Annotated in this window: 19 protein-coding genes; 10 read left to right on the top strand and 9 right to left on the bottom strand. The window is 64.8% G+C overall.

Going from position 1 to position 18,225, the window contains the following annotated elements:
• Positions 1–9: 9 nt before the first annotated feature.
• The 6 genes from ABHF91_RS07460 to pspF are packed head-to-tail and all read right to left on the bottom strand — an operon-like array spanning position 10 to position 6,271.
• Entirely contained in the window at positions 10–822 is an 813-nt protein-coding gene (locus ABHF91_RS07460; RefSeq protein WP_409422826.1) for an ATP-binding cassette domain-containing protein, read from the bottom strand.
• A complete protein-coding gene (locus ABHF91_RS07465; RefSeq protein ID WP_409422827.1) occupies positions 819–1,817 on the bottom strand; it encodes an oligopeptide/dipeptide ABC transporter ATP-binding protein in 999 nt (332 codons plus the stop codon). Before ABHF91_RS07465 ends, ABHF91_RS07460 begins: the two co-directional genes overlap by 4 nt.
• Positions 1,817–2,710 (bottom strand): ABC transporter permease subunit, encoded by an 894-nt coding sequence (locus ABHF91_RS07470; protein ID WP_409422828.1) that lies wholly within the window; start codon positions 2,708–2,710, stop codon positions 1,817–1,819. The genes ABHF91_RS07465 and ABHF91_RS07470 overlap by 1 nt, the downstream gene beginning before the upstream one ends.
• Complete coding sequence (locus tag ABHF91_RS07475) at positions 2,694–3,656, bottom strand: ABC transporter permease (protein WP_409422829.1); 963 nt, start codon at positions 3,654–3,656, stop codon at positions 2,694–2,696. Before ABHF91_RS07475 ends, ABHF91_RS07470 begins: the two co-directional genes overlap by 17 nt.
• 3 nt (positions 3,657–3,659) lie before the next feature.
• On the bottom strand, positions 3,660–5,270 hold the full coding sequence (locus ABHF91_RS07480; RefSeq protein WP_409422830.1) for an ABC transporter substrate-binding protein: 1,611 nt from the start codon (positions 5,268–5,270) through the stop codon (positions 3,660–3,662).
• Between the two features lie 2 nt (positions 5,271–5,272).
• Positions 5,273–6,271 (bottom strand): phage shock protein operon transcriptional activator, encoded by a 999-nt coding sequence (pspF, locus tag ABHF91_RS07485; RefSeq protein WP_409422831.1) that lies wholly within the window; start codon positions 6,269–6,271, stop codon positions 5,273–5,275.
• A gap of 186 nt (positions 6,272–6,457) precedes the next feature.
• Between pspF and pspA the strand changes: the two genes are divergently transcribed.
• The 7 genes from pspA to tyrR all read left to right on the top strand — a co-directional run bounded on the left by pspA (position 6,458) and on the right by tyrR (position 13,173).
• The gene (pspA, locus tag ABHF91_RS07490) at positions 6,458–7,147 is read left to right on the top strand and encodes a phage shock protein PspA (RefSeq protein ID WP_409422832.1); all 690 of its coding nucleotides are present in this window, start codon (positions 6,458–6,460) and stop codon (positions 7,145–7,147) included.
• Positions 7,140–7,376: an envelope stress response membrane protein PspB gene (gene pspB / locus ABHF91_RS07495; RefSeq protein ID WP_409422833.1), complete on the top strand. Its 237-nt coding sequence runs from the start codon at positions 7,140–7,142 to the stop codon at positions 7,374–7,376. The genes pspA and pspB overlap by 8 nt, the downstream gene beginning before the upstream one ends.
• A complete protein-coding gene (locus ABHF91_RS07500) occupies positions 7,373–7,711 on the top strand; it encodes a PspC domain-containing protein (protein ID WP_409422834.1) in 339 nt (112 codons plus the stop codon). Before pspB ends, ABHF91_RS07500 begins: the two co-directional genes overlap by 4 nt.
• Before the next feature lie 5 nt (positions 7,712–7,716).
• The gene (locus tag ABHF91_RS07505; RefSeq protein WP_409422835.1) at positions 7,717–9,123 is read left to right on the top strand and encodes a YcjX family protein; all 1,407 of its coding nucleotides are present in this window, start codon (positions 7,717–7,719) and stop codon (positions 9,121–9,123) included.
• Positions 9,120–10,124, top strand: coding sequence for a TIGR01620 family protein (locus ABHF91_RS07510; RefSeq protein WP_409422836.1), 1,005 nt, complete (start codon positions 9,120–9,122; stop codon positions 10,122–10,124). The genes ABHF91_RS07505 and ABHF91_RS07510 overlap by 4 nt, the downstream gene beginning before the upstream one ends.
• Positions 10,125–10,239: 115 nt before the next feature.
• Positions 10,240–11,529: an ADP-ribosylglycohydrolase family protein gene (locus ABHF91_RS07515; RefSeq protein ID WP_409422837.1), complete on the top strand. Its 1,290-nt coding sequence runs from the start codon at positions 10,240–10,242 to the stop codon at positions 11,527–11,529.
• 75 nt (positions 11,530–11,604) lie between these two features.
• Positions 11,605–13,173: a transcriptional regulator TyrR gene (gene tyrR / locus ABHF91_RS07520; RefSeq protein ID WP_409422838.1), complete on the top strand. Its 1,569-nt coding sequence runs from the start codon at positions 11,605–11,607 to the stop codon at positions 13,171–13,173.
• 29 nt (positions 13,174–13,202) lie between these two features.
• On the opposite strand, the gene ABHF91_RS07525 is transcribed toward tyrR, so the two are convergent.
• Complete coding sequence (locus ABHF91_RS07525) at positions 13,203–14,000, bottom strand: class I SAM-dependent methyltransferase (RefSeq protein ID WP_409422839.1); 798 nt, start codon at positions 13,998–14,000, stop codon at positions 13,203–13,205.
• Positions 14,001–14,092: 92 nt separating this feature from the next.
• On the opposite strand from ABHF91_RS07525, the gene ABHF91_RS07530 reads away from it, so the two are divergent.
• A complete protein-coding gene (locus ABHF91_RS07530; RefSeq protein ID WP_409422840.1) occupies positions 14,093–14,881 on the top strand; it encodes a helix-turn-helix domain-containing protein in 789 nt (262 codons plus the stop codon).
• On the opposite strand, the gene lpxH is transcribed toward ABHF91_RS07530, so the two are convergent.
• Together lpxH and ABHF91_RS07540 are read right to left on the bottom strand one after the other, a co-directional pair.
• Entirely contained in the window at positions 14,878–15,618 is a 741-nt protein-coding gene (gene lpxH / locus ABHF91_RS07535; RefSeq protein ID WP_409422841.1) for a UDP-2,3-diacylglucosamine diphosphatase, read from the bottom strand. The two genes, ABHF91_RS07530 and lpxH, sit on opposite strands and share 4 nt — an antisense overlap.
• An 83-nt stretch (positions 15,619–15,701) precedes the next feature.
• Positions 15,702–16,196 (bottom strand): peptidylprolyl isomerase, encoded by a 495-nt coding sequence (locus ABHF91_RS07540; protein ID WP_409422842.1) that lies wholly within the window; start codon positions 16,194–16,196, stop codon positions 15,702–15,704.
• 200 nt (positions 16,197–16,396) lie between these two features.
• Here ABHF91_RS07540 and ABHF91_RS07545 point away from each other — a divergent pair, with 200 nt between their 5' ends.
• Both ABHF91_RS07545 and cysS read left to right on the top strand, forming a co-directional pair.
• A complete protein-coding gene (locus ABHF91_RS07545; protein ID WP_409422843.1) occupies positions 16,397–16,579 on the top strand; it encodes a hypothetical protein in 183 nt (60 codons plus the stop codon).
• Positions 16,580–16,689: 110 nt separating this feature from the next.
• Positions 16,690–18,066: a cysteine--tRNA ligase gene (cysS, locus tag ABHF91_RS07550; protein WP_409422844.1), complete on the top strand. Its 1,377-nt coding sequence runs from the start codon at positions 16,690–16,692 to the stop codon at positions 18,064–18,066.
• Positions 18,067–18,225: the final 159 nt, after the last annotated feature.

Consider the following 18,225-nt stretch of genomic DNA (forward strand, 5'->3'; position numbering starts at 1 on the left):
CTCGCTGCGCTATTCTGCGGCCTCGCTGCGCTCGGGGGCGTGGCGATATTCGTGTTCGTAGCTTTGGATCAGGCGGCGGGTGATCTCCTGCTGGGGGGCGGAGAACACCGCCTCGGTCAGCCCGGTTTCCACCACCTTGCCCTGGTGCATGATGATCACCTTGTCGCTCATGTGCCGTACCAGCCCCAGATCGTTGGCCACGATGACGTAGGAGAGCCCCAGGTTTTTCTGCAGCTTGAGCAGCAGGTTGACGATCTGGGCGCGCATGGAGACGTCCAGCACCGAGAAGGCCTCGTCGGCCACTATGATGCGCGGACTCAGGATCAGGGCCCGGGCCAGGGCGACCCGCTGCTTCTGTCCGGCGGAGATCATCTGGGGGTAGAAGAGGGCGTGTTCGGGCAGCAGGCCCACCATGCGCAGGGTGTCGATCACCTTGTGCTTGCGTTCCAGCGGGCTCAACCGGCTGTTGAGGATGAGCGGCCCCTCCAGGATGCGGCCGATGCGCAGCCGGGGATTCAGGGAGGAGTTGGGATCCTGGAAGATCATGCGAATGAGCTTGCAGCGCTGCTGGTAGTTCCCCTCATCCATCACCTGGCCATCCACCCGGATCTCGCCGGTGGAGGCTTGCGTCACCCCGGCCAGGACCTTGGCCAGGGTGCTCTTGCCGGAGCCGGCTTCCCCCACCAGGGCGATGGTCTCGCCCGCCTCCAGGGTAAAGGAGACGCCATCCAGCGCCTTTTGCACCACCCGGCGAAACAGGCCGCTGCGGCGGCTGTAATTCTTGCTGAGGGCATGCACCTGCAACAGGGGAGCTGGGGTCATTTGCGGGGTTCCTCCAGGTTGAGGGGGAAGTGGCAGCTGTAGTGGTGGCCCTTGATCTGCAGCAGGGGCGGCGTCTTGACACACTGCTTCTGGGCGTAGGGGCAGCGTGGGCCCAGACGGCAGCCGATGGGCAGGTGTTGCAGCGGCGGTATGGCGCCGGGCAGCGGGTTGAGATAGGACTTGTGCTCCAGCTGGCCGCTGAAGTCGGGGATGGCATCCAGCAGGGCATCGGTATAGGGGTGATGGGGCTGGGTCAGCACCTGCTCCCGGCTGCCGGTCTCCACCATCTGGCCGCAATACATGACGCTGAAGCTGTCCGCCAGGTTGCCGATGGCGGAGAGATCGCTGCTGATGAGCAGTATGGTGGTGTTGCCCACCTTGTTCATCTTGTCCAGCAGCTTGAGCAGCTGGGCCTGGGTGGTGGCCTCCATGGCGCTGATGGGCTCGTCCGCCACCAGCAGTCGCGGCTTGATGGCGATGGCCATGGCGATCATCACCTTCTGGCAGACCCCCACCGACAGCTCGTGGGGGTAGGCATTCATCACCTCCTTGTGATCCTTGACCCCGACCCGGTGCAGCAGGGCGATGGCGTGGCGCTTGCGCCAGTGAAAAATCTGCCACCATTTGCCGTCGAACACCCGCCAGGGGATGGCGTCGATCAGCTGCTCGCCCACCGGCACGCTGGGATCCAGACAGGAGTTGGGCTCCTGAAAGATCATGGCGATGTCCCGGGTCATGATGCGCCGGCGCTGGGCCTGGGTCAGGCTCAGCAGATCGTGGCCGTCCATGCGCATGCGATCGGCGCTGATGCGCCAGTTGTCCTTCTTCATCCCCAGGATGGCCTTGGCCACCAGGCTCTTGCCGGAGCCTGATTCGCCCACCAGGCCGCGGATCTCCCCCTCGTTGAGGGTCAGGCTCACCCGGTCCACCGCCTTGACGCGGCCCTGGGGAGTGTCGATCTCTATGGTGAGGTTGCGAATATCCAGCAGCGGCATCAGTCCATCCCCTTCTGCAAGGCGTTGCGTAGGCCGTCGCCCACCAGGTTGGTGATCACCACGCTGAGCATGATGGCCAGCCCCGGCAGGGTGACGTTCCAAGAGGCCACGTAGATGAGTTCCAAACCGCCGGCCAGCATGTTGCCCCACTCGGGGGCCGGTGCCTGGGCGCCTATCCCCAGGAAGGAGACGGTGCTGATGTCCAGGATGGCCATGGAGAGCGACCGGGTGGTCTGGGCCACCAGGGTATCGAGAATGTTGGGCAACACGGCCCAGCGCAGGATGCGGTAGGGCGGGGAGCCGTCGAGCCGGGCGGCGGTGACGTACTCCTTGCCCAGCTCCTGGCGCACCGCGTTATAGGTGGCCCCGGTGATCTGGGGAATGAGCGCCAGTGTGATGGCCAGGGTGACGTTCGGCAGGCCGGGTCCCAGCAGCGCCACCAGCACGATGGCCAGCAGCAGGGAGGGGATGGAGAGCAGGGGATCCAGCACATGGTGCAAGGTGCTGGCGGTGAGGCCGCGGGACATGCCGCCGATGAGCCCCAGCAGACAGCCGGAAACCAGGGCCACCAGGGTGGCCATCAGGGCATAGCCGAAGGTGAGTCGGGCGCCGTGCACCAGGCGTGACAGCAGATCCCGCCCCAGATCATCGGTGCCGAAGAAGTACTCTATGGTGCCTTGCTGGGTCCAGGAGGGGGGCAGCAGCAGGGCATTGGGATCCTGTTTGAGCGGGTCAAACGACACCAACATGGGGCCAAAGCAGAGGGTGGCCAGCAGAAACAGCAGGCCCCAGAGCCCCAGCATGGCCAATGAGTCCTGCCGGTAGGCGGCCCAGGTCTGCCCTAGGGCGGAGGGGACCCTGATCTCCGGATAAACCTTAATCTTCCTGGCCATACAGATCCTTGCGTTTAGCGGGGTAGAGCAGTGTGGTGAGGGATTCGCTCAACAGGTTCACCACCACCAGGAAACAGGCGATCACCAGCACGCCGCCCTCGATGGCGGCATAGTCCCGGACCAGTATGCTGTTCACCAGCCAGCGGCCCATGCCCGGCCAGCTGAACACCACCTCTGTGATGACGGCGGCGGTCACCAGGCTGCCAAACTGCAGGCTGAGCATGGGCACTATGGGGGGCAGGGCATTGCGCAGACCGTGCTTCAGCATGATCCGGGTCGCCGACAGGCCACGGCTGAAGGCGGCCTTGATGTAGTTTTGTTTGAGCACGTTGATCATGGAACCGCGCACCAGACGGATCACCTCTGTGGTGGGCACTATGGCCAGCACCACCGCCGGCAGCAGCAGGTGGGCCAGGGCATCGCGGAATGCCGCCTGCCGGTAGGGTGACTGGGAGAGCCAGGCATCCACCAGGGTAAAGCCGGTGACGGGTTTCACCTCGTACAACAGACTGAGCTGGCCGGAGGAGGGCAACCAGCCGAGATCCATGGAGAGGGTCATGATGAGCAGCATGCCCAGCCAGTAGGCGGGCATGGAGTATCCCAGCAGGCTGAGGCCCAGGATGATACGGTCGATCCAGCGCCCCTGGTTCAGGGCGGCCAGGGTGCCCAGGGTGATGCCCATCAGCAGGGCCAGCAGCAGGGCCGCCAGGCACAGCTCCACGGTGGCGGGCAGGTGCAGGCGAATGAGATCCGCCACCGGCAGGTTGGAGCTGGACGAGAAGCCCAGATCCCCTTCTGCCAGCCGGCCCAGGAAACGGAAATAGCCGCCCACCAGGCCTTCGGCCCCCTGGTTCACCAGGCTGTAGTCGATGATGTAGGCCAGCAGGCTCAGCATCAGCAGGGTGAAGAACAGCAGATTAAGGCGGCGCATTATGTAATTGAGCATGACTTAATCCTTCAGATAGGCCTGTTTGAAGGCCACCCCGCCCATGGGATCCACCTGCAGCTGCCGCAGCTGGGGCCGGAAGGCATGAATGGTCAAGGCGTGGGCCAGGGGGATCAGGGGCACATCCTGCTTGATCAGGGCCTCCGCCAGGTGATAGTCGGCGATGCGATCCGCCAGCTTGTTGGTGGCGATGGCCTTGTCCAGCAGCAGATCGAAGTGCGGGCTGCACCAGCTGGAGAAGTTGTTGGCGTTGCTCTGCTTGGCCTGGCAGCTCAGCAGCGGGCGGTAGAAGTTATCGGGATCCATGGTGTTGGCCACCCAGCTCTGCAGCACCGCATCCTGCTGGCGGCGGGCCAGCCGCAGCTGCATCTGGTAGGGCTTGAGCTGCATGATGTGCAGCCGTATGCCCACGTCCTTGAGATCCGACTGGATAAGCTGAGCTGTCTTCAGGGGATCCGGGTTGTAGGCCCGGGAGATGGGCGGCACCCAGAGGGTCATGTTGAAACCGTCCGGGTAGCCTGCCTCCGTCAGCAGGCGTTTGGCCTGGGCCGGATCGAAGGGATAGGGGGTCAGGTTGGGATTGTGGGCCCAGGAGCTGGGGGGCAGCAGGGAGTCTGCCTCATCCGCCGAGTCGTAGAAGATGGCATCCAGCAGCTTGCGCCGGTTGATGGCCATGGCCAGGGCCTTACGCACTTTCAGCTGATTGAACGGTGCCTTGTCGGTGTTGAGGGTGAGAAAGCTGGTGTTGAGGTTGGTCTGGATGTCCAGTTTCAGCGGGGTCTGCTGGGCGATGAAGTCGATCTGGCTGGCGGCGGGGAAGGCGGCCACCTGGCACTCCCCGGTCAGCAGCTTGGCCACCCGGCGGGCCGCCGAGGGGGAGAAGTCGAACACCACCCGCTCCAGGGGCGGCTGCCCCTCCCAGTAGCTGGGATGCCGCACCAGCTTGAGGTACTCATCCGGCTGATAGGCCAGCAGGGCGAAGGGCCCGGTGCCCACCGGCAGGGAGTCCATCTGGGCGCGGGCCCGGCGCGCCACCAGCTGATCTCCGTATTCGGCGGAGAGGATCACCGCATAGTCACTGGCCAGGCTGGCCAGGAAGCCGGCATCCGGCTGCCACAGCTCGAAACTCACCTCCCGATCCGACAGGCGGTTCACCCGGCGGATCAGCTTGGCCATCTCCTGGGCGTCGAAGAAGGGGTAGCGGCCGCCGGAGACGCCGTGGAAGGGGTGCTTGGGATTGATGATGCGCTCAAAGCTGAACAGCACGTCGTCGGCATTGAACAGGCGGCTGGGGGCAAACCAGGGGGTGGTCTGGAATGGGACATTTTCCCGCAGGTGGAAGCGATAGGTCAGGCCATCCCGGGAGACCTGCCAGCTGTCCGCCAGATCCCCCTCCAACCGTAGGGTCACGGGATTGAGGCGCAGCAGCCGGTTATAGAGTTGGGCCGAGATGGAGGAGACCACCAGGCCGGGGTTGCTGACCTGGGGATTGAGGGACTGGTTATAGCCCTCCACACAATAGATGGCGCCCTCCAGCGGGGGATTGTCGCGCCATTTGCAGGCCGTCAGCAGTCCCACCAGGGAGAGCAGCAGCAGGGTTTGCATCCTGTTCATTATCAATCCGTGTCGGTCTCGCCCTTGCGGTGTAAGAGCGCGGGGTACTTGCGCAGCAGACCCCGCAGCTGATGGTAACTCAGACCCAGACTCTGGGCGGCCTGGCGCTGGTTGAAGTCGCAGCGCGTCAGGGCTTGGTGTAACAGGTTCGTCTCATACTCCGCCAGATGCCGTTTCCAGTCCAGCGGCCAGCCGGGGGCGGTCTGGGTCGCCTGGGGCTCGGTCTGTTGCCAGGGGGAGGCGAAGGGATCCAGGCACAGCCGCGCCAGTGGCCTGCCGGGCTCGCCATAGCGAAACAGGCTGCGCTCCACCACGTTGCGCAGCTCCCGCACGTTGCCGGGCCAGGGATGCTGACACAGCTGTGCCAGGGTTGCCTCATCAAAACCCGGTGCCGTTTCCCAGCCCAGCTCCTGAGCCCACTGACGGGCAAAATGGTGGGCCAGCAGCACTATATCACCCTGGCGCACCCGCAGGGGCGGTAAGGTTATTACATCGAAGGCGATCCTATCTAGCAGATCGTGGCGAAACTTGCCGGCCCGGGCCAGGGCCGGCAGGTCCGCATGGGTGGCACAGATGAGGCGCACGTCCACCCGCACCGGCTGCTGGCCGCCCACCCGTTCGAATTCGCCATACTCGATCACCCGCAGCAGTTTCTCCTGCAGGCGGTCGCTCATGGTGGCCAGTTCGTCCAGCAGCAGGGTGCCGCCGTGGGCCCGTTCGAAGCGCCCCGGATGCCGGCGCTGGGCGCCGGTGAAGGCGCCGGCCTCGTGGCCGAACAGCTCGCTGTCCAGCAGGCTCTCGTTCAGGGCGGCGCAATTAAGCTTGATGAAGGGCTGCTGCCAGCGGGCGGACAGGTAGTGCAGTCGGTGGGCGATGAGCTCCTTGCCGGTGCCCCGCTCGCCGATGATCAGCACGGGCCGCACTATGGGAGCCAGGCGGGAGACCTGCTCTATCACCTCGAGGAAGGCGTTGGACTCCCCTAACAGACGTTCTTCATCCATGGCGTATTGGTGAAATTGACCAATCGATTGGTCAATTTAATCACTCCTGGGGCGGCTGTGCCAGACTCTTTTTTTAATAACGTTTTATATCAATAAGTTAAAATGTTGGATAAGTTGGCATCCTATTTGTAATAGCCGGTTAGACTGCAATCGTGCAGCTAGGTTAACCCGTGGAGGAACCAGAAGATGGGCGTCTTTTCTCGTATTGCCGATATCGTCAGTGCCAACCTCAACAGCCTGCTGGACAAGGCGGAAGATCCGCAAAAGATGGTGCGGCTCATCATCCAGGAGATGGAGGAGGGGCTGGTGCAGGAGCGTAGCAACCTGGCGCGCTACCTGCTGGAACAAAAGGAGCTGGAGCGGCAGCTCAAGCGTTATGCCGATCAGGCCCAGGAGTGGCAGGATAAGGCGCAACTGGCGCTGATCAAGGGCCGCGACGATCTGGCCCGGGCGGCCTTGCTGGAGAAAGCCAAGCTGACCGAGGCGCAGAAGGCGCTGCAGGAGGAGCTGGGGCGGGTGGCCGACGGCATCAGCAAGCTGGGCCATGAGATCCAGCAGCTGGAGGCCAAGCTGCAGGATGCCCGGGCCCGCCAGCAGGCCATGACGTTGCGCAGTGCCACCGCCGACAGCCGGCTGCAGATCCAGGCCCGCAGCGGCGGGGAGGTCCCCCGGCAGATGGGGGACAAGTTTGCGCAGATGGAGCGCAAGATCAGCGAACTGGAGGCCAGGGCCGACATCTACAGCCAGGGCAATCCCAGCCTGGAGCAGCAGTTCGCCGAGTTGGCGGTGGATGACGCTATCGAACAGGAGCTGGCCAGTCTCAAGGCTCGGATGACCGGCAGCCAGGTAACAGGAGGAGAGAACAAGCATGAGTAGCATGGTGTGGGCGCTATCTGTGCCCCTCATCGTCTTTATGGTAGTGGTGGCGCCCGTGTGGCTGGTGCTGCATTACCGCGCCCAGCGGCGGCAAATCGCCGACGCAGAACGGGGCGGCCAGGCCCAGCTGCAGGCGCTCAGTGAGCGGGCCGAGCGGCTGGAGCAGCGGCTCCACACCCTGGAACTGTTACTGGATCAGGACGATCCCCACTGGCGGGAGCGACTATGAGCAACTGGTATCGTGATACCCGGCACGGCGCCATCGGCGGTGTCTGTGCCGGACTGGCCCATCGCCTGGGCATGGAGATCTGGCTGGTGCGCCTGCTGGTAGTGCTGGCGGCCCTGTTTGGTCTGGGGGGCATACTGGTGCTGCTCTATCTGGCCGCCTGGCTGTTCCTGGATCCCCTGCCTCCCGAGGCAGCAGCGGCCAAGCCCAACACGGTAACCGAGTTCGGCAGCGTCAGCCGCCGTTTCGACGAGTTGGACCAGCGCCTGCAACGACTGGAAAAATGGGTGACCTCGTCCCAGTATCGGGTGGATCGGGATATCAAGAGGAGTCGCTAGCGACCATGTTTGACCGTCGTCCCCTGCAAAAACTGCAACAGCAGCTGACCACCCTGGCCGAGCGCAGCCTGGATCGGCACGTCCGCCTGGCGGTGACCGGCCTCTCCCGCAGCGGCAAGACCGCCTTCATCACCGCCCTGGTGCACCAGCTGGAGCAGGCGGGCCTGCAACAGGCCAGGTTGCCCCTGTGGCAGGTGAACGCCAGCGGCCGCCTGCTGGGGGCGCGGCGGGTGCCCCAGCAGCATCACCACATCCCCAGCTTTGGTTACGAGGCGGCCCTGGCCGCCTTGAGTGGCGAGCCACCGGCCTGGCCCGTGCCCACCCGGGGCTTGAGCGAGCTGCGGCTGGAGCTGCGCTACCACAGCCGCCATCCCCTGTGGCGGCATCTGGGGGGCGAGGCGTCGCGCCTGTTCCTGGAGATAGTGGACTATCCGGGGGAATGGCTGCTGGACTTGCCGTTGCTGCAGCAAAGCTATGAGCAGTGGAGCCGGCAGGTGCGCGATCAGCTGACGGCGCCGGATCTGACGGCCCTGGCAGCCCCCTGGCTCAGCCTGGGGGCCGGGCTCGACGGCCGCAGCCGCCATGATGAGGCCCTGGCGGCCCGTCTGGCCCAGGCCTACACGGATTATCTGTGGGGGGCGAAGGAATCACTGGGCCGGCAGCTGATCCAGCCCGGCCGCTTCGTGCTGCCCGGCGAATATGCCGGCGCCCCCGTGCTGCAATTTACCCCCTGGCTGTGGCAGGCCCCGTCGCAAACGCCGGCCAAAGACAGCCTGTACGCCATGTTCGAGCAGCGCTTCGAGCACTACAAGCGCCATCTGGTGGCGGGTTTCTATCATGACCATTTTGCCAGCTTCGACCGCCAGGTGGTGCTGGTGGACTGTCTGCACCCGCTGCAGCAGGGGCCGGCGGCCTGGGTCGATCTGGCCCAGACCCTGGGGCTCTTGCTGCAAAGTTTTCAGTATGGCCAGAGCAACTGGTGGCGCCGCCTGTTCGCCCCGCGCATCGACCGCCTGCTGTTTGCCGCCAGCAAGGCCGACCATGTGACGCCGGATCAACACGCCGCCCTGCAATCCCTGCTGGAGAGCCTGACCCAGGGCGGGCGCGCCCAGGCCCGCTTCGAGGGGATTGCGGTGGCGAGCCAGGTGCTGGCGGCGGTGCGGGCCGGCCAGTTTCATACCCTGACCCACGCAGGCAAGCCCTTGACGGTGATCGAGGGCACAGCGCTGGATGGCACCCAAGTGGCCCTGTTCCCCGGCGATCTGCCCACCGGCCGGCCCGATGCCGCCTACTGGCAGGCGCCGATCCAACCCCTGGCACTGCGGCCACGCCCCTGGGATCAGACCGGGCCCATGGCCCATCTGCGCCTGGATCAGGCCCTGGAATTCTTATTGGGAGACAAGCTCAGATGACTCAGCCCCGCCGTCCCGCCGTCAGCCTGGATCCCGCGGCACTGGCCCTGCCCGCCCACGCCCTTCGGGCCGCTCCCGTGGATCTGGCCGGTCAGCTGCCACCGGAAGCGCAAGTCTGGCAAGAGCCCGAGCCGCCGGCCCCGGCCGAACCGCCGCTGCCCCGGCTGGGGAGCCTGGGCTGGGGCCTGCTGGGGGCCCTGGGGCTGGGGACGGTGCAGCTGGGCTGGTGGCTGGTGGATCGGCTGGGCCAGGGGGCCGGGCTGACCTGGCTCTGGTTGCCTGTGCTGGCCCTGGTGGTTATGGGGGCCGGTGGCCGCCTGTTCAAGGAGTGGCGCCAGCTCAGGCGGCTCAAGCGGCTGGCCCGCTGGCGGGCCGAGGCGCCGGACGGGGAGGCCAACTACCTGCCGGCCCTGGCCAAGGCCTGCGGCCTGGCCGAGACCGAAGGCTTCAGCCGCTGGCAGGCGCAATGCGAGCCCCACCATACCCAGGCGGAGCAGCAGGCGCTGTTCAGCCAACTGGTGCTGGGACACGCCGACACCCTGGCGCGCCAACAGATAGTGCGTTGGAGCAGCGAGGCGGCGGTGCTGGTGGCCATCAGCCCCTTGGCCCTGGTGGACATGCTGCTGGTGCTGTGGCGCAGCCTGCGCATGCTGGACGCCATCGCCGATTGCTACGGTGTCAGCCTGGGTTACTGGAGTCGCATCACCCTGCTGCGGCAGATCCTGCGCCATGCCATCTATATCGGCGCGGCGGAGGCGGTCACCGAGGTGGGGCTGGATTGGCTGGGGGCCGAGCTGACGGCCCGCCTGTCCACCCGGGTGGCCCAGGGGTTGGGGGCCGGATTATTGTGCGCCAGGTTGGGTATTCAGGCCATGACCCTCTGTCGACCGCTGCCCTTTTCACCAAACGAGCGGCCCCGCCTTGCCCAGATCCGCCTGGACTTGTTACAACATCTCAAGCGTCAGCTGGGCCAGCTGTTTTCCAACGATCAGCCAACCTAGACCCGGCGACCCGAGACCCTGGCCGGTGCCAGCATGCCGCACAGCCTCACCCAGGGCTGAGGGCGGCAATCCAGCGTGTGGCGCCAGCCCGGCGTCGCTTTTGGGGGAGGTCCGTATGCCGACAATCAATCCGCTATCACCACTTCATGAACAGGCGGTCGCCTGCTTGCTGGGGGCCGCCTGTGGCGATGCCCTTGGGCTGCTCCAGGAGGGAACCCCCAAGCGTCTGGTGCAGCCCATCTCGGATCTGCAGAGCAGCGGTCTGCTGGGGGTGCAGGCCGGTGAATGGGGTGACGATACCGCTCTGACCCTCTGTCTGGCCGACAGCCTGCTGGCCTGCCATGGCTTTAATAGCCGGGACCAGATGGATCGGTATCTGCGCTGGTGGCAGCAGGGCTATCGCAGCTGCACCGGCAAGCCGGCCCGGGTGGGCAAGACGGTGCTGGCCGCCTTGACCCGCTATCAGCACACCCGGGATCCCTGGTCCGGCGTTGAGGATCCCCTCACCGCCGGCAATGGCGCCCTGATGCGGGTGGCCCCCGTTGCTCTCTACTACTATGCCGAACGCCAAACCGTGGAGCGGGCCATGCGAATTGCCGCCTGGCAGGCCAGCCTGACCCACGGTGAGGAGCGGGCGGTGCAGGCCTGTCAACTGGTGACCTGGTTGCTGTGGCAGTTGCTGGATGGCGAGCAGGACAAGGAGCACTGGCTGGATCCCCGGCGTCTGCTCAGCCTGCTCAAGCCGTGGGGTGAGCAGTGGCATCCCGACATAGTGGATGTCATCAGCGGCAGCTATCGCCACAAGGACGCCCAGCACATCCGTGCCTCCGGCTACGTGATCCACACCCTGGAGGCGGCGCTGTGGGCCCTGTGGCACTGCGATGATTACGCCAGCGGTGCCCTGCTGGCGGCCAACCTGGGGGAGGAGGCCGGCACCACCGCCTCTGTCTACGGTCAGCTGGCCGGTCCCTTCTACGGGCTCGACAGCCTGCCGGCCCACTGGCGCAGCCAGTTGCGTCAGGAGGTAGACATAGCACAGACGGCGCGGGCGCTGATCGGTGCCAATCCCTGCGAACCCAGTGCCGAGGAGCGGCAGCGGGTGGCCCAAGGCTGGGCGGATCGCCTGGCATACCGTGGTCCCGTCTCCTTGCTGCACCAGCTGGTGAGCGACTGTCATCGTCACCAACTGGTGGTGTTCTTCGACTGGGGGCAGTGGCAGCGGGATCCCGAGCAGCTGAGCCTGACCGAGGTGAAGGAGCTGGGTGAGCTGGAAACCCGTAAGGTGCTCAGTGCCCTCTTGCGTATCGAACAGAGCAACGAGGGGACCCTATTGCGAACCTGGGAGAGTGGCCTGCTGCGGGCCCTGCTGCTGCAGCTGGCGGTCACCGCCAGTGCCGCCCGTTAAGCCTGGATGGTCGGCGTGGCTAGCCATGGCGCCGGCCTGCCGTATAATCCTGCCGAGGCAAGCAAAGGAGACACCATGCGTCTGCAGGTAAGTTGTGAAGACAGGTTGGGACTGACCCGGGAGCTGCTGGCCCGGCTGGAGGAGCATTGCATCGACCTGCGGGGGATCGAGCTGGATGTGGCGGGCTTCATCTACCTGAACTTTCCCGAGCTGGACTTTTCCCGCCTGCAGCAGCTGATGCCGGAGATCCGTCGCATCCAGGGGGTACTGGATGTGAAAACCGTGGCCTGGATGCCCTCGGAGCGGGAGCACCATGAGGTGGCCGCCCTGCTCAAGGCCCTGCCGGATCTGGTGTTTGCCATCGACGCCAAGGGGCGCATCAACCATGTCAACGAGGCGGTGCTCAACATACTGCGGCTGGGGCTCAAGGATGTGCTGGGCCTGCAGGTGGGCAGTTTCCTGCGCGGCTTTGCCTTCCTGGCCTGGCTCGACGGTGGCGCCACTCAGTCGGAGACCTGCAAGCTGAGCTTCGCCGGCGAGGAGTACCTGGCGGACATATTGCCCGTCAGCATTCCCGAAGGCACCAGCCAGGAGTGCTTGGCCGGCGCCCTGGTGGTGCTCAAGTCCGCCCGTCGGGTGGGCCATCATTTCAGCCTGCTGCACGGCTATGACGACAGCCGCTTCGATCTCTTCACCGCCCAGAGCGAGGCCATGCGCAGCCTGCTGCACCAGGCGCGCCGGTTGGCCATGCAGGATCTGCCGCTGCTCATCGCCGGCGAGACCGGCACCGGCAAGGAGATGCTGGCCCGGGCCTGCCACAAGGGCAGCCTGCGGGCCGGCGGTCCCTTCATGACCCTCAACTGCGCGGCCCTGCCGGACGAGGTGGCGGAGCACGAGCTGTTTGGCTCGGCCCCCGGCGCCTTCGGGCCGGCCTGGCCCGGCAAGCGGGGTCTGCTGGAGCAGGCCAACGGCGGCAGCTTCCTGCTGGACGAGGTGGCGGAGATGTCGCCCCTGCTGCAGAGCAAGCTGCTGCGGGTGCTGGAGGATGGCCGCTTCCACCGGGTGGGGCAGGAGCAGGAGGTGCGGGTGGATGTGCGCATCCTCTGTACCACCCGGCAGTCACTGGCCGAACGGGTGCGCCAGGGCCGCTTTCGCGAGGATCTCTATTTCCGCTTGAGCGCCTTGCAGCTGGAGCTGCCGCCCCTGCGTCGCCGGCAAGCGGACATAGCCCCCATGACCCGGCAACTGGTGAGCCGGATCTGCGACGAGCTGCAGCGCAGCCTGCCTCGGCTGGGCCGCAGCCTGCTGGAGTTCGTCGCCCAGTACCCCTGGCCGGGCAACGCCCGCCAGCTGAAAAACGCCCTCTACCAGGCGCTGACCCTGCTGGATGGCGATGAACTCAGGCCCGAGGATCTGCGGCTGCCGCTGTTGGAGCAGGAGGAGCCCATCTCGGATCAGTGGTTTGATGGCAGCCTGCCGGAGGCGGCCAAGCGCTTCGAGCAACTGATGCTCTCCCGGCTCTACCCCCTCTATCCCTCCAGCCGGCAGCTGGCCAAGCGGCTGGGCATCTCTCACACCGCCGTGGCCAACAAGCTGCGGGACTACGGCATAGGCCGTAGTCCCGACGCCAGCCAGGACGACTAGGCTCGACTTGGGCCGGATGGCCCTCGGTCTCAGATGACCGTTTCCGCCGGATGTGCGCCTGTGGCGGGTTCGGCCGCCAGCAGCAGGGTGTCGACGGTGAAGCTGCCATCTTCTTCCAGGTTGAAATAATCCACTACCGCTGGGCCCGCCTGTTGCTGGAGTGCCCGGATGGCGGCGATCTGGACGGCCGGGGTGTTCATTCGTGCCACCCAACTGGCAAAGGACAACCGCAGACGGAAGCACTGGCAATGGGTCAGGCGAAATCCGGCGGCCACCAGCTGGGCCTGCCACTGGGCCTCAGAGCCATTGCGTACATGGGAGGGATCCCGCAACAGCTCCAGGCTCTGCAGCCAGGTGTCCAGCAAGGGCTCCCCCGGGGTGATCACGTCCATAAACAGCGCCAATCCACCGGGTTTGATCACGCGGCGCATCTGGGCCAGGCCGGCGGGCAAGGCCTGCCAGTGGTGGCAGCTGTAGCGGGTGACCACCAGATCGAAGTGTGCATCCGGATAGGGCAGGGCTTCCGCCGCGGCTTGCCGGGTCTGGATATTGGTGAGTCCCCGCCGCTGGGCCTCATCGGCCACCACCCGCAACATGGCGGAGGAGAGATCCACCGCCTCCACCTGGGCCACCTGGGGGGACAGGGTGAAGCTGACGTGGCCGCCGCCACAGCCCAGATCCAGGGCACAGGCCTGGGGACGGTGGCCGACCAGCGTCGACATCAGCGCCAGATCGGCGCCGGCGGCATGGACCTCGCTGGTCAGATAGGCCTGGGCCTGGGGGGAAAACTGGCGGCGGATGATGTCGTCTTGCGGGGTCGGCTTCATATTCTATTCCTGGTCATCGAAAGGACCCGACCATTGTTCACTCTCAAGGTAACTGGTACAAGATAAGCACTTATCCTGGTATAGGGATCACCATGACTCAGTCCGACCCTGCGCGCCTGTTGGGTGCCTTCTTGCGCGCCCATCGTGAAAAACTGACGCCACCGGCCAAGATCGCCGGACGGCGCCGCACCCCGGGGTGGCGGCGGGAAGAGCTGGCCGATGCCGCCGGCGTCAGCACCACCTGGCTGACCTGGCTGGAGCAGGGGCGCCCCGTGACGGCGTCTGGCGCCGCGCTGGCCAGGCTCGCCGAGGCCTTGCAGCTGTCGGTGGCGGAGCGTGCCTCCTTGTTTGATTTGGCCGGCAAGCGGGATCCGGCGGGACCGCCAGATTTCACCCCCGAGCTGCCGGCTCACCTGTTGGCCATCCCGGATCTGTTCCAGGTGCCGGCCTATCTGCTGGATCATGGCTGGACGGCCAGGGCCTGGAACCCGGCGGCGGCACGGCTGTTTGTCGGCTGGTTGGACGGGGCGTCCGATGAGCGCAATCTGCTGAAATTTACCCTGTTAGCCCCCGAAGCCAGGCGGCTCATCGCCGATTGGGAAGAACGGGCTACTCGCCTGGTGGCGGAGTTTCGCGCCGATTACAGCCGACGTCCGCGGGATAGTCAGCTGCAGGCGTTGGTGGACGAGTTGAGCGTGGCCAGCCCGCTGTTTGCTCGATGTTGGCAGGCGCAGGCGGTGTTGCTGCGGGACGGTGGGGAGCGAGACTTTAATCATCCACAGCAAGGACAGTGTCGTTATCGGCAGACGACCCTGGCGGTGGCCGCCCTGCCGGAATGCAAGATAGTCTGCCTGGCGCCCCTGTCGAGCGCCGAGGATTAAAGACCGGCGGTCTTGGCGACGGGCGGGATGGGGCGCCTGTGCTGTTTGGCGCCTTGCGCCGAGAGTTCGAGGTACCACAGATCCTGATCCCAATCCCCCAACACCAGGCGTTGGGCGCCGTCAGGCAAGGCATGCACGGCGGGTCTGTGGGTATGGCCGTGGATCAGCAGGCTGGCGCCTGTGTCTGTTAGCAACTGGTCGACCGCCTGGGGCGTGACGTCCATGATGGCGGCGCTTTTTAGCTGTTTGCCGTGGCGGCTGCGCCGGCGGATCTTCTGCGCCAGCTGGATGCGCCAGGCCAGGGGCAGGGCGAGGAAGAGGGCGCGTAGCCAGCGCCAGTGCACCAGGCGACGAAAGCGTTGATACGCCTTGTCGTCGGTGCATAGGGTGTCGCCATGGAGCACGACGACCCTCTGGCCATACAAATCCAGTTGGCTCTGAGTGGACAGCAGGATGAGCCCCGCCTGGCGGGCATAGCGCTCGCCCAGCAAAAAGTCGCGATTGCCGTGCACGAAATAGAGTCGGACGCCTTGCCGATTAAGGGCCAGCAGTGCCGCGGCCACGTTGCGGTTTAGCGCGGAGGCCTCATCATCCCCGATCCAAAAATCGAACAGATCCCCCAGGATATACAGAGCCTCGGCCTGGCGGGCTTCTTCCTGCAAGAAACGCAAGAAGGCGGCGGTCAGCTCGGGTCTGTGCTCGGACAGGTGCAGGTCGGAGATAAAGAGTGTTTTCATGTCGCTGGGACAACCGGGAAAAGGCGGCAGTATAGCAGAAGGGGGCAGGGCAATGGGCAGCCCTGTGGGCTGCCCGGCATGACTTAGTCGAGGCTGACGCGCTCGATGATCACCTCATCGACGGGGACGTCCTGGTGCATGCGGCCATAGCGACCCGTCTTCACCGACTTGATCTTGTTCACCACGTCCATGCCATCCACCACCTGGCCGAACACGCAGTAGCCCCAGCCCTGGGTGGTTTCGGACTTGAAGTCCAGGAAGTCGTTGTCGGAGACGTTGATGAAGAATTGGGCCGTGGCGGAATGGGGGTCCATGGTGCGGGCCATGGCAATGGTGCCGGTCTTGTTGGACAGGCCGTTGCTGGCTTCGTTCTGGATGGGAGCCCTGGTTTCCTTTTCCTCGAAACCTGAGAGGTAACCACCGCCTTGGATCATGAAGCCATCAATGACACGGTGAAACAGGGTGCCATCGTAGTGGCCGTCCCGGCAATATTGCTCGAAGTTGGCGGCCGAGATGGGCGCCTTGTCGGCAAACAGTTCCAACTTGATGTCACCATGGTTGGTGTGCAGTGTGATCATATTCGTTCCTTGTCACCTATAGGGGTAGGGCTAACCGGCTGCGGCCCGTAGCGTCGTTTCCAAGTGGAAACTGCCGCGCCGCAGCGGTTGGGCGACAGTCTAGCACGATCGTTTGCAGGGGAGAATGGCGTGATCCAGTTAACAATTTCAGCGCGCGGCTATACTCAATCAGTGGTTGGCGATTTTGCAGGAGGTGCCCCATGCAGACAGTAGACCTCATCGAATTGCCCATCGGCTACATGCACGATCACTGCGATAACTGGGAGGGATTGTGTGATGACCTAGGCATCTCATCCGACTGCCTGGTCTATGGCTACTACGAGCCTGACGACCGCATCAAGATCGATCTGGCGGTGGCTCGTCGCCACGGCCTGGTGCAATAACCCGCGCAGATTGCCGGCCCTGTGCCGGTAGTCTTATGCCTCTCGTCATGGCCCGCCCGAGTCGCTAGAATAGCCCATTGCATTCATTGGTTATCGACACAGGGTTCGTCATGCTCAAGATCTACAACTCCCTCACCCGGCAAAAAGAAGAATTTGTTCCCATCCAGCCTGGCAAGGTGGGCATGTATGTCTGCGGCGTGACCATCTACGATCTCTGCCACATAGGTCATGGCCGCACCTTCGTGGCCTTCGACGTGGTGGTCCGCTACCTCCGCTATCTGGGTTATGACCTGACCTTCGTCCGCAACATCACGGATGTGGACGACAAGATCATCAAGCGTGCCGCCGAAAATCACGAAAGCTGCGATGCCCTGACCGAGCGATTGATCGGTGACATGCACGCCGACTTCGACGCCCTGAACCTGCTGCGGCCGGATATCGAACCCAGGGCTACGGCCCATATCCAGGAGATCATCGATCTGGTGCAGCAGCTGCTGGACAACGGCAACGCCTATGTGGCGGCCGACGGCGACGTGCTCTTCGCCATCGACAGCTTCCCCGCCTATGGCCGCCTCTCCGGCCAGGATCTGGAGCAGTTGCAGGCCGGCGCCCGGGTCAGCGTGGACGAGGCCAAGCGCAACCCCATGGACTTCGTGTTGTGGAAAATGTCCAAACCCGGCGAGCCCACCTGGGAATCCCCCTGGGGACCGGGCCGCCCCGGCTGGCACATCGAGTGCTCCGCCATGAACTCCAAGCACCTGGGCACCCATTTCGACATCCATGGCGGCGGCTCGGATCTCATGTTCCCGCACCATGAGAACGAGGTGGCCCAGAGCTGCTGCGCCCACCACACCCCCTACGTCAACACTTGGATGCACTCCGGCATGGTGATGGTGGATAGGGAGAAGATGTCCAAGTCCCTGGGCAACTTCTTCACCATCCGGGATGTGCTGAAAGTCTACGACGCCGAGACGGTGCGTTACTTCCTGATGTCCGGCCACTATCGCAGCCAGCTGAACTATTCCGACGAAAACCTCAACCAGGCCCGGGCCGGACTGGAGCGCCTCTACACCGCCTTGCGGGGTCTGCCTTTGGTGGACGCTGCCGGTGGCGAGGAGCTGGTCGGCCGCTTCGAGGCGGCGATGGACGATGACTTCAACACCCCGGAAGCCTATTCGGTGCTGTTTGATCTGGCGCGGGAGGTCAACCGTTTGAAGCCGGTGGACGAGCCGGCCGCCGCGGCCCTGGCCGCCCGGTTGCGCGCCCTGGGGGCCGTGCTGGGTATATTGCAGCAGGATCCCGAGCGCTTCCTCCAGGCCGGTGACGACGACAACGAGGTGGCCGAGATCGAGGCCCTGATCAAGGCGCGCAACGATGCCCGCGCCGCCAAGGACTGGCCGGCGGCCGATGCCGCCCGCAATGCCCTCACCGCCAAGGGCATATTGCTGGAAGACGGCCCCTCCGGTACCAGCTGGCGCCGTAAGTAAGCCACACTGCTGCCAAGCCCCGCGATGCGGGGCTTTTTTTTGTCCGCCTGCCGGTTAAGGGACGGGACGAGAAAGGGTGCCAATCGCGGTGCATGAGTAAATAAGTTGTGTCTTAAGTTCATCTTAATCTTGACCGTCTAGCCTGAGGATCATGCTGCA

This window comes from Pseudaeromonas aegiceratis, from assembly GCF_046254905.1.
Classification (GTDB): domain Bacteria; phylum Pseudomonadota; class Gammaproteobacteria; order Enterobacterales; family Aeromonadaceae; genus Pseudaeromonas; species Pseudaeromonas aegiceratis.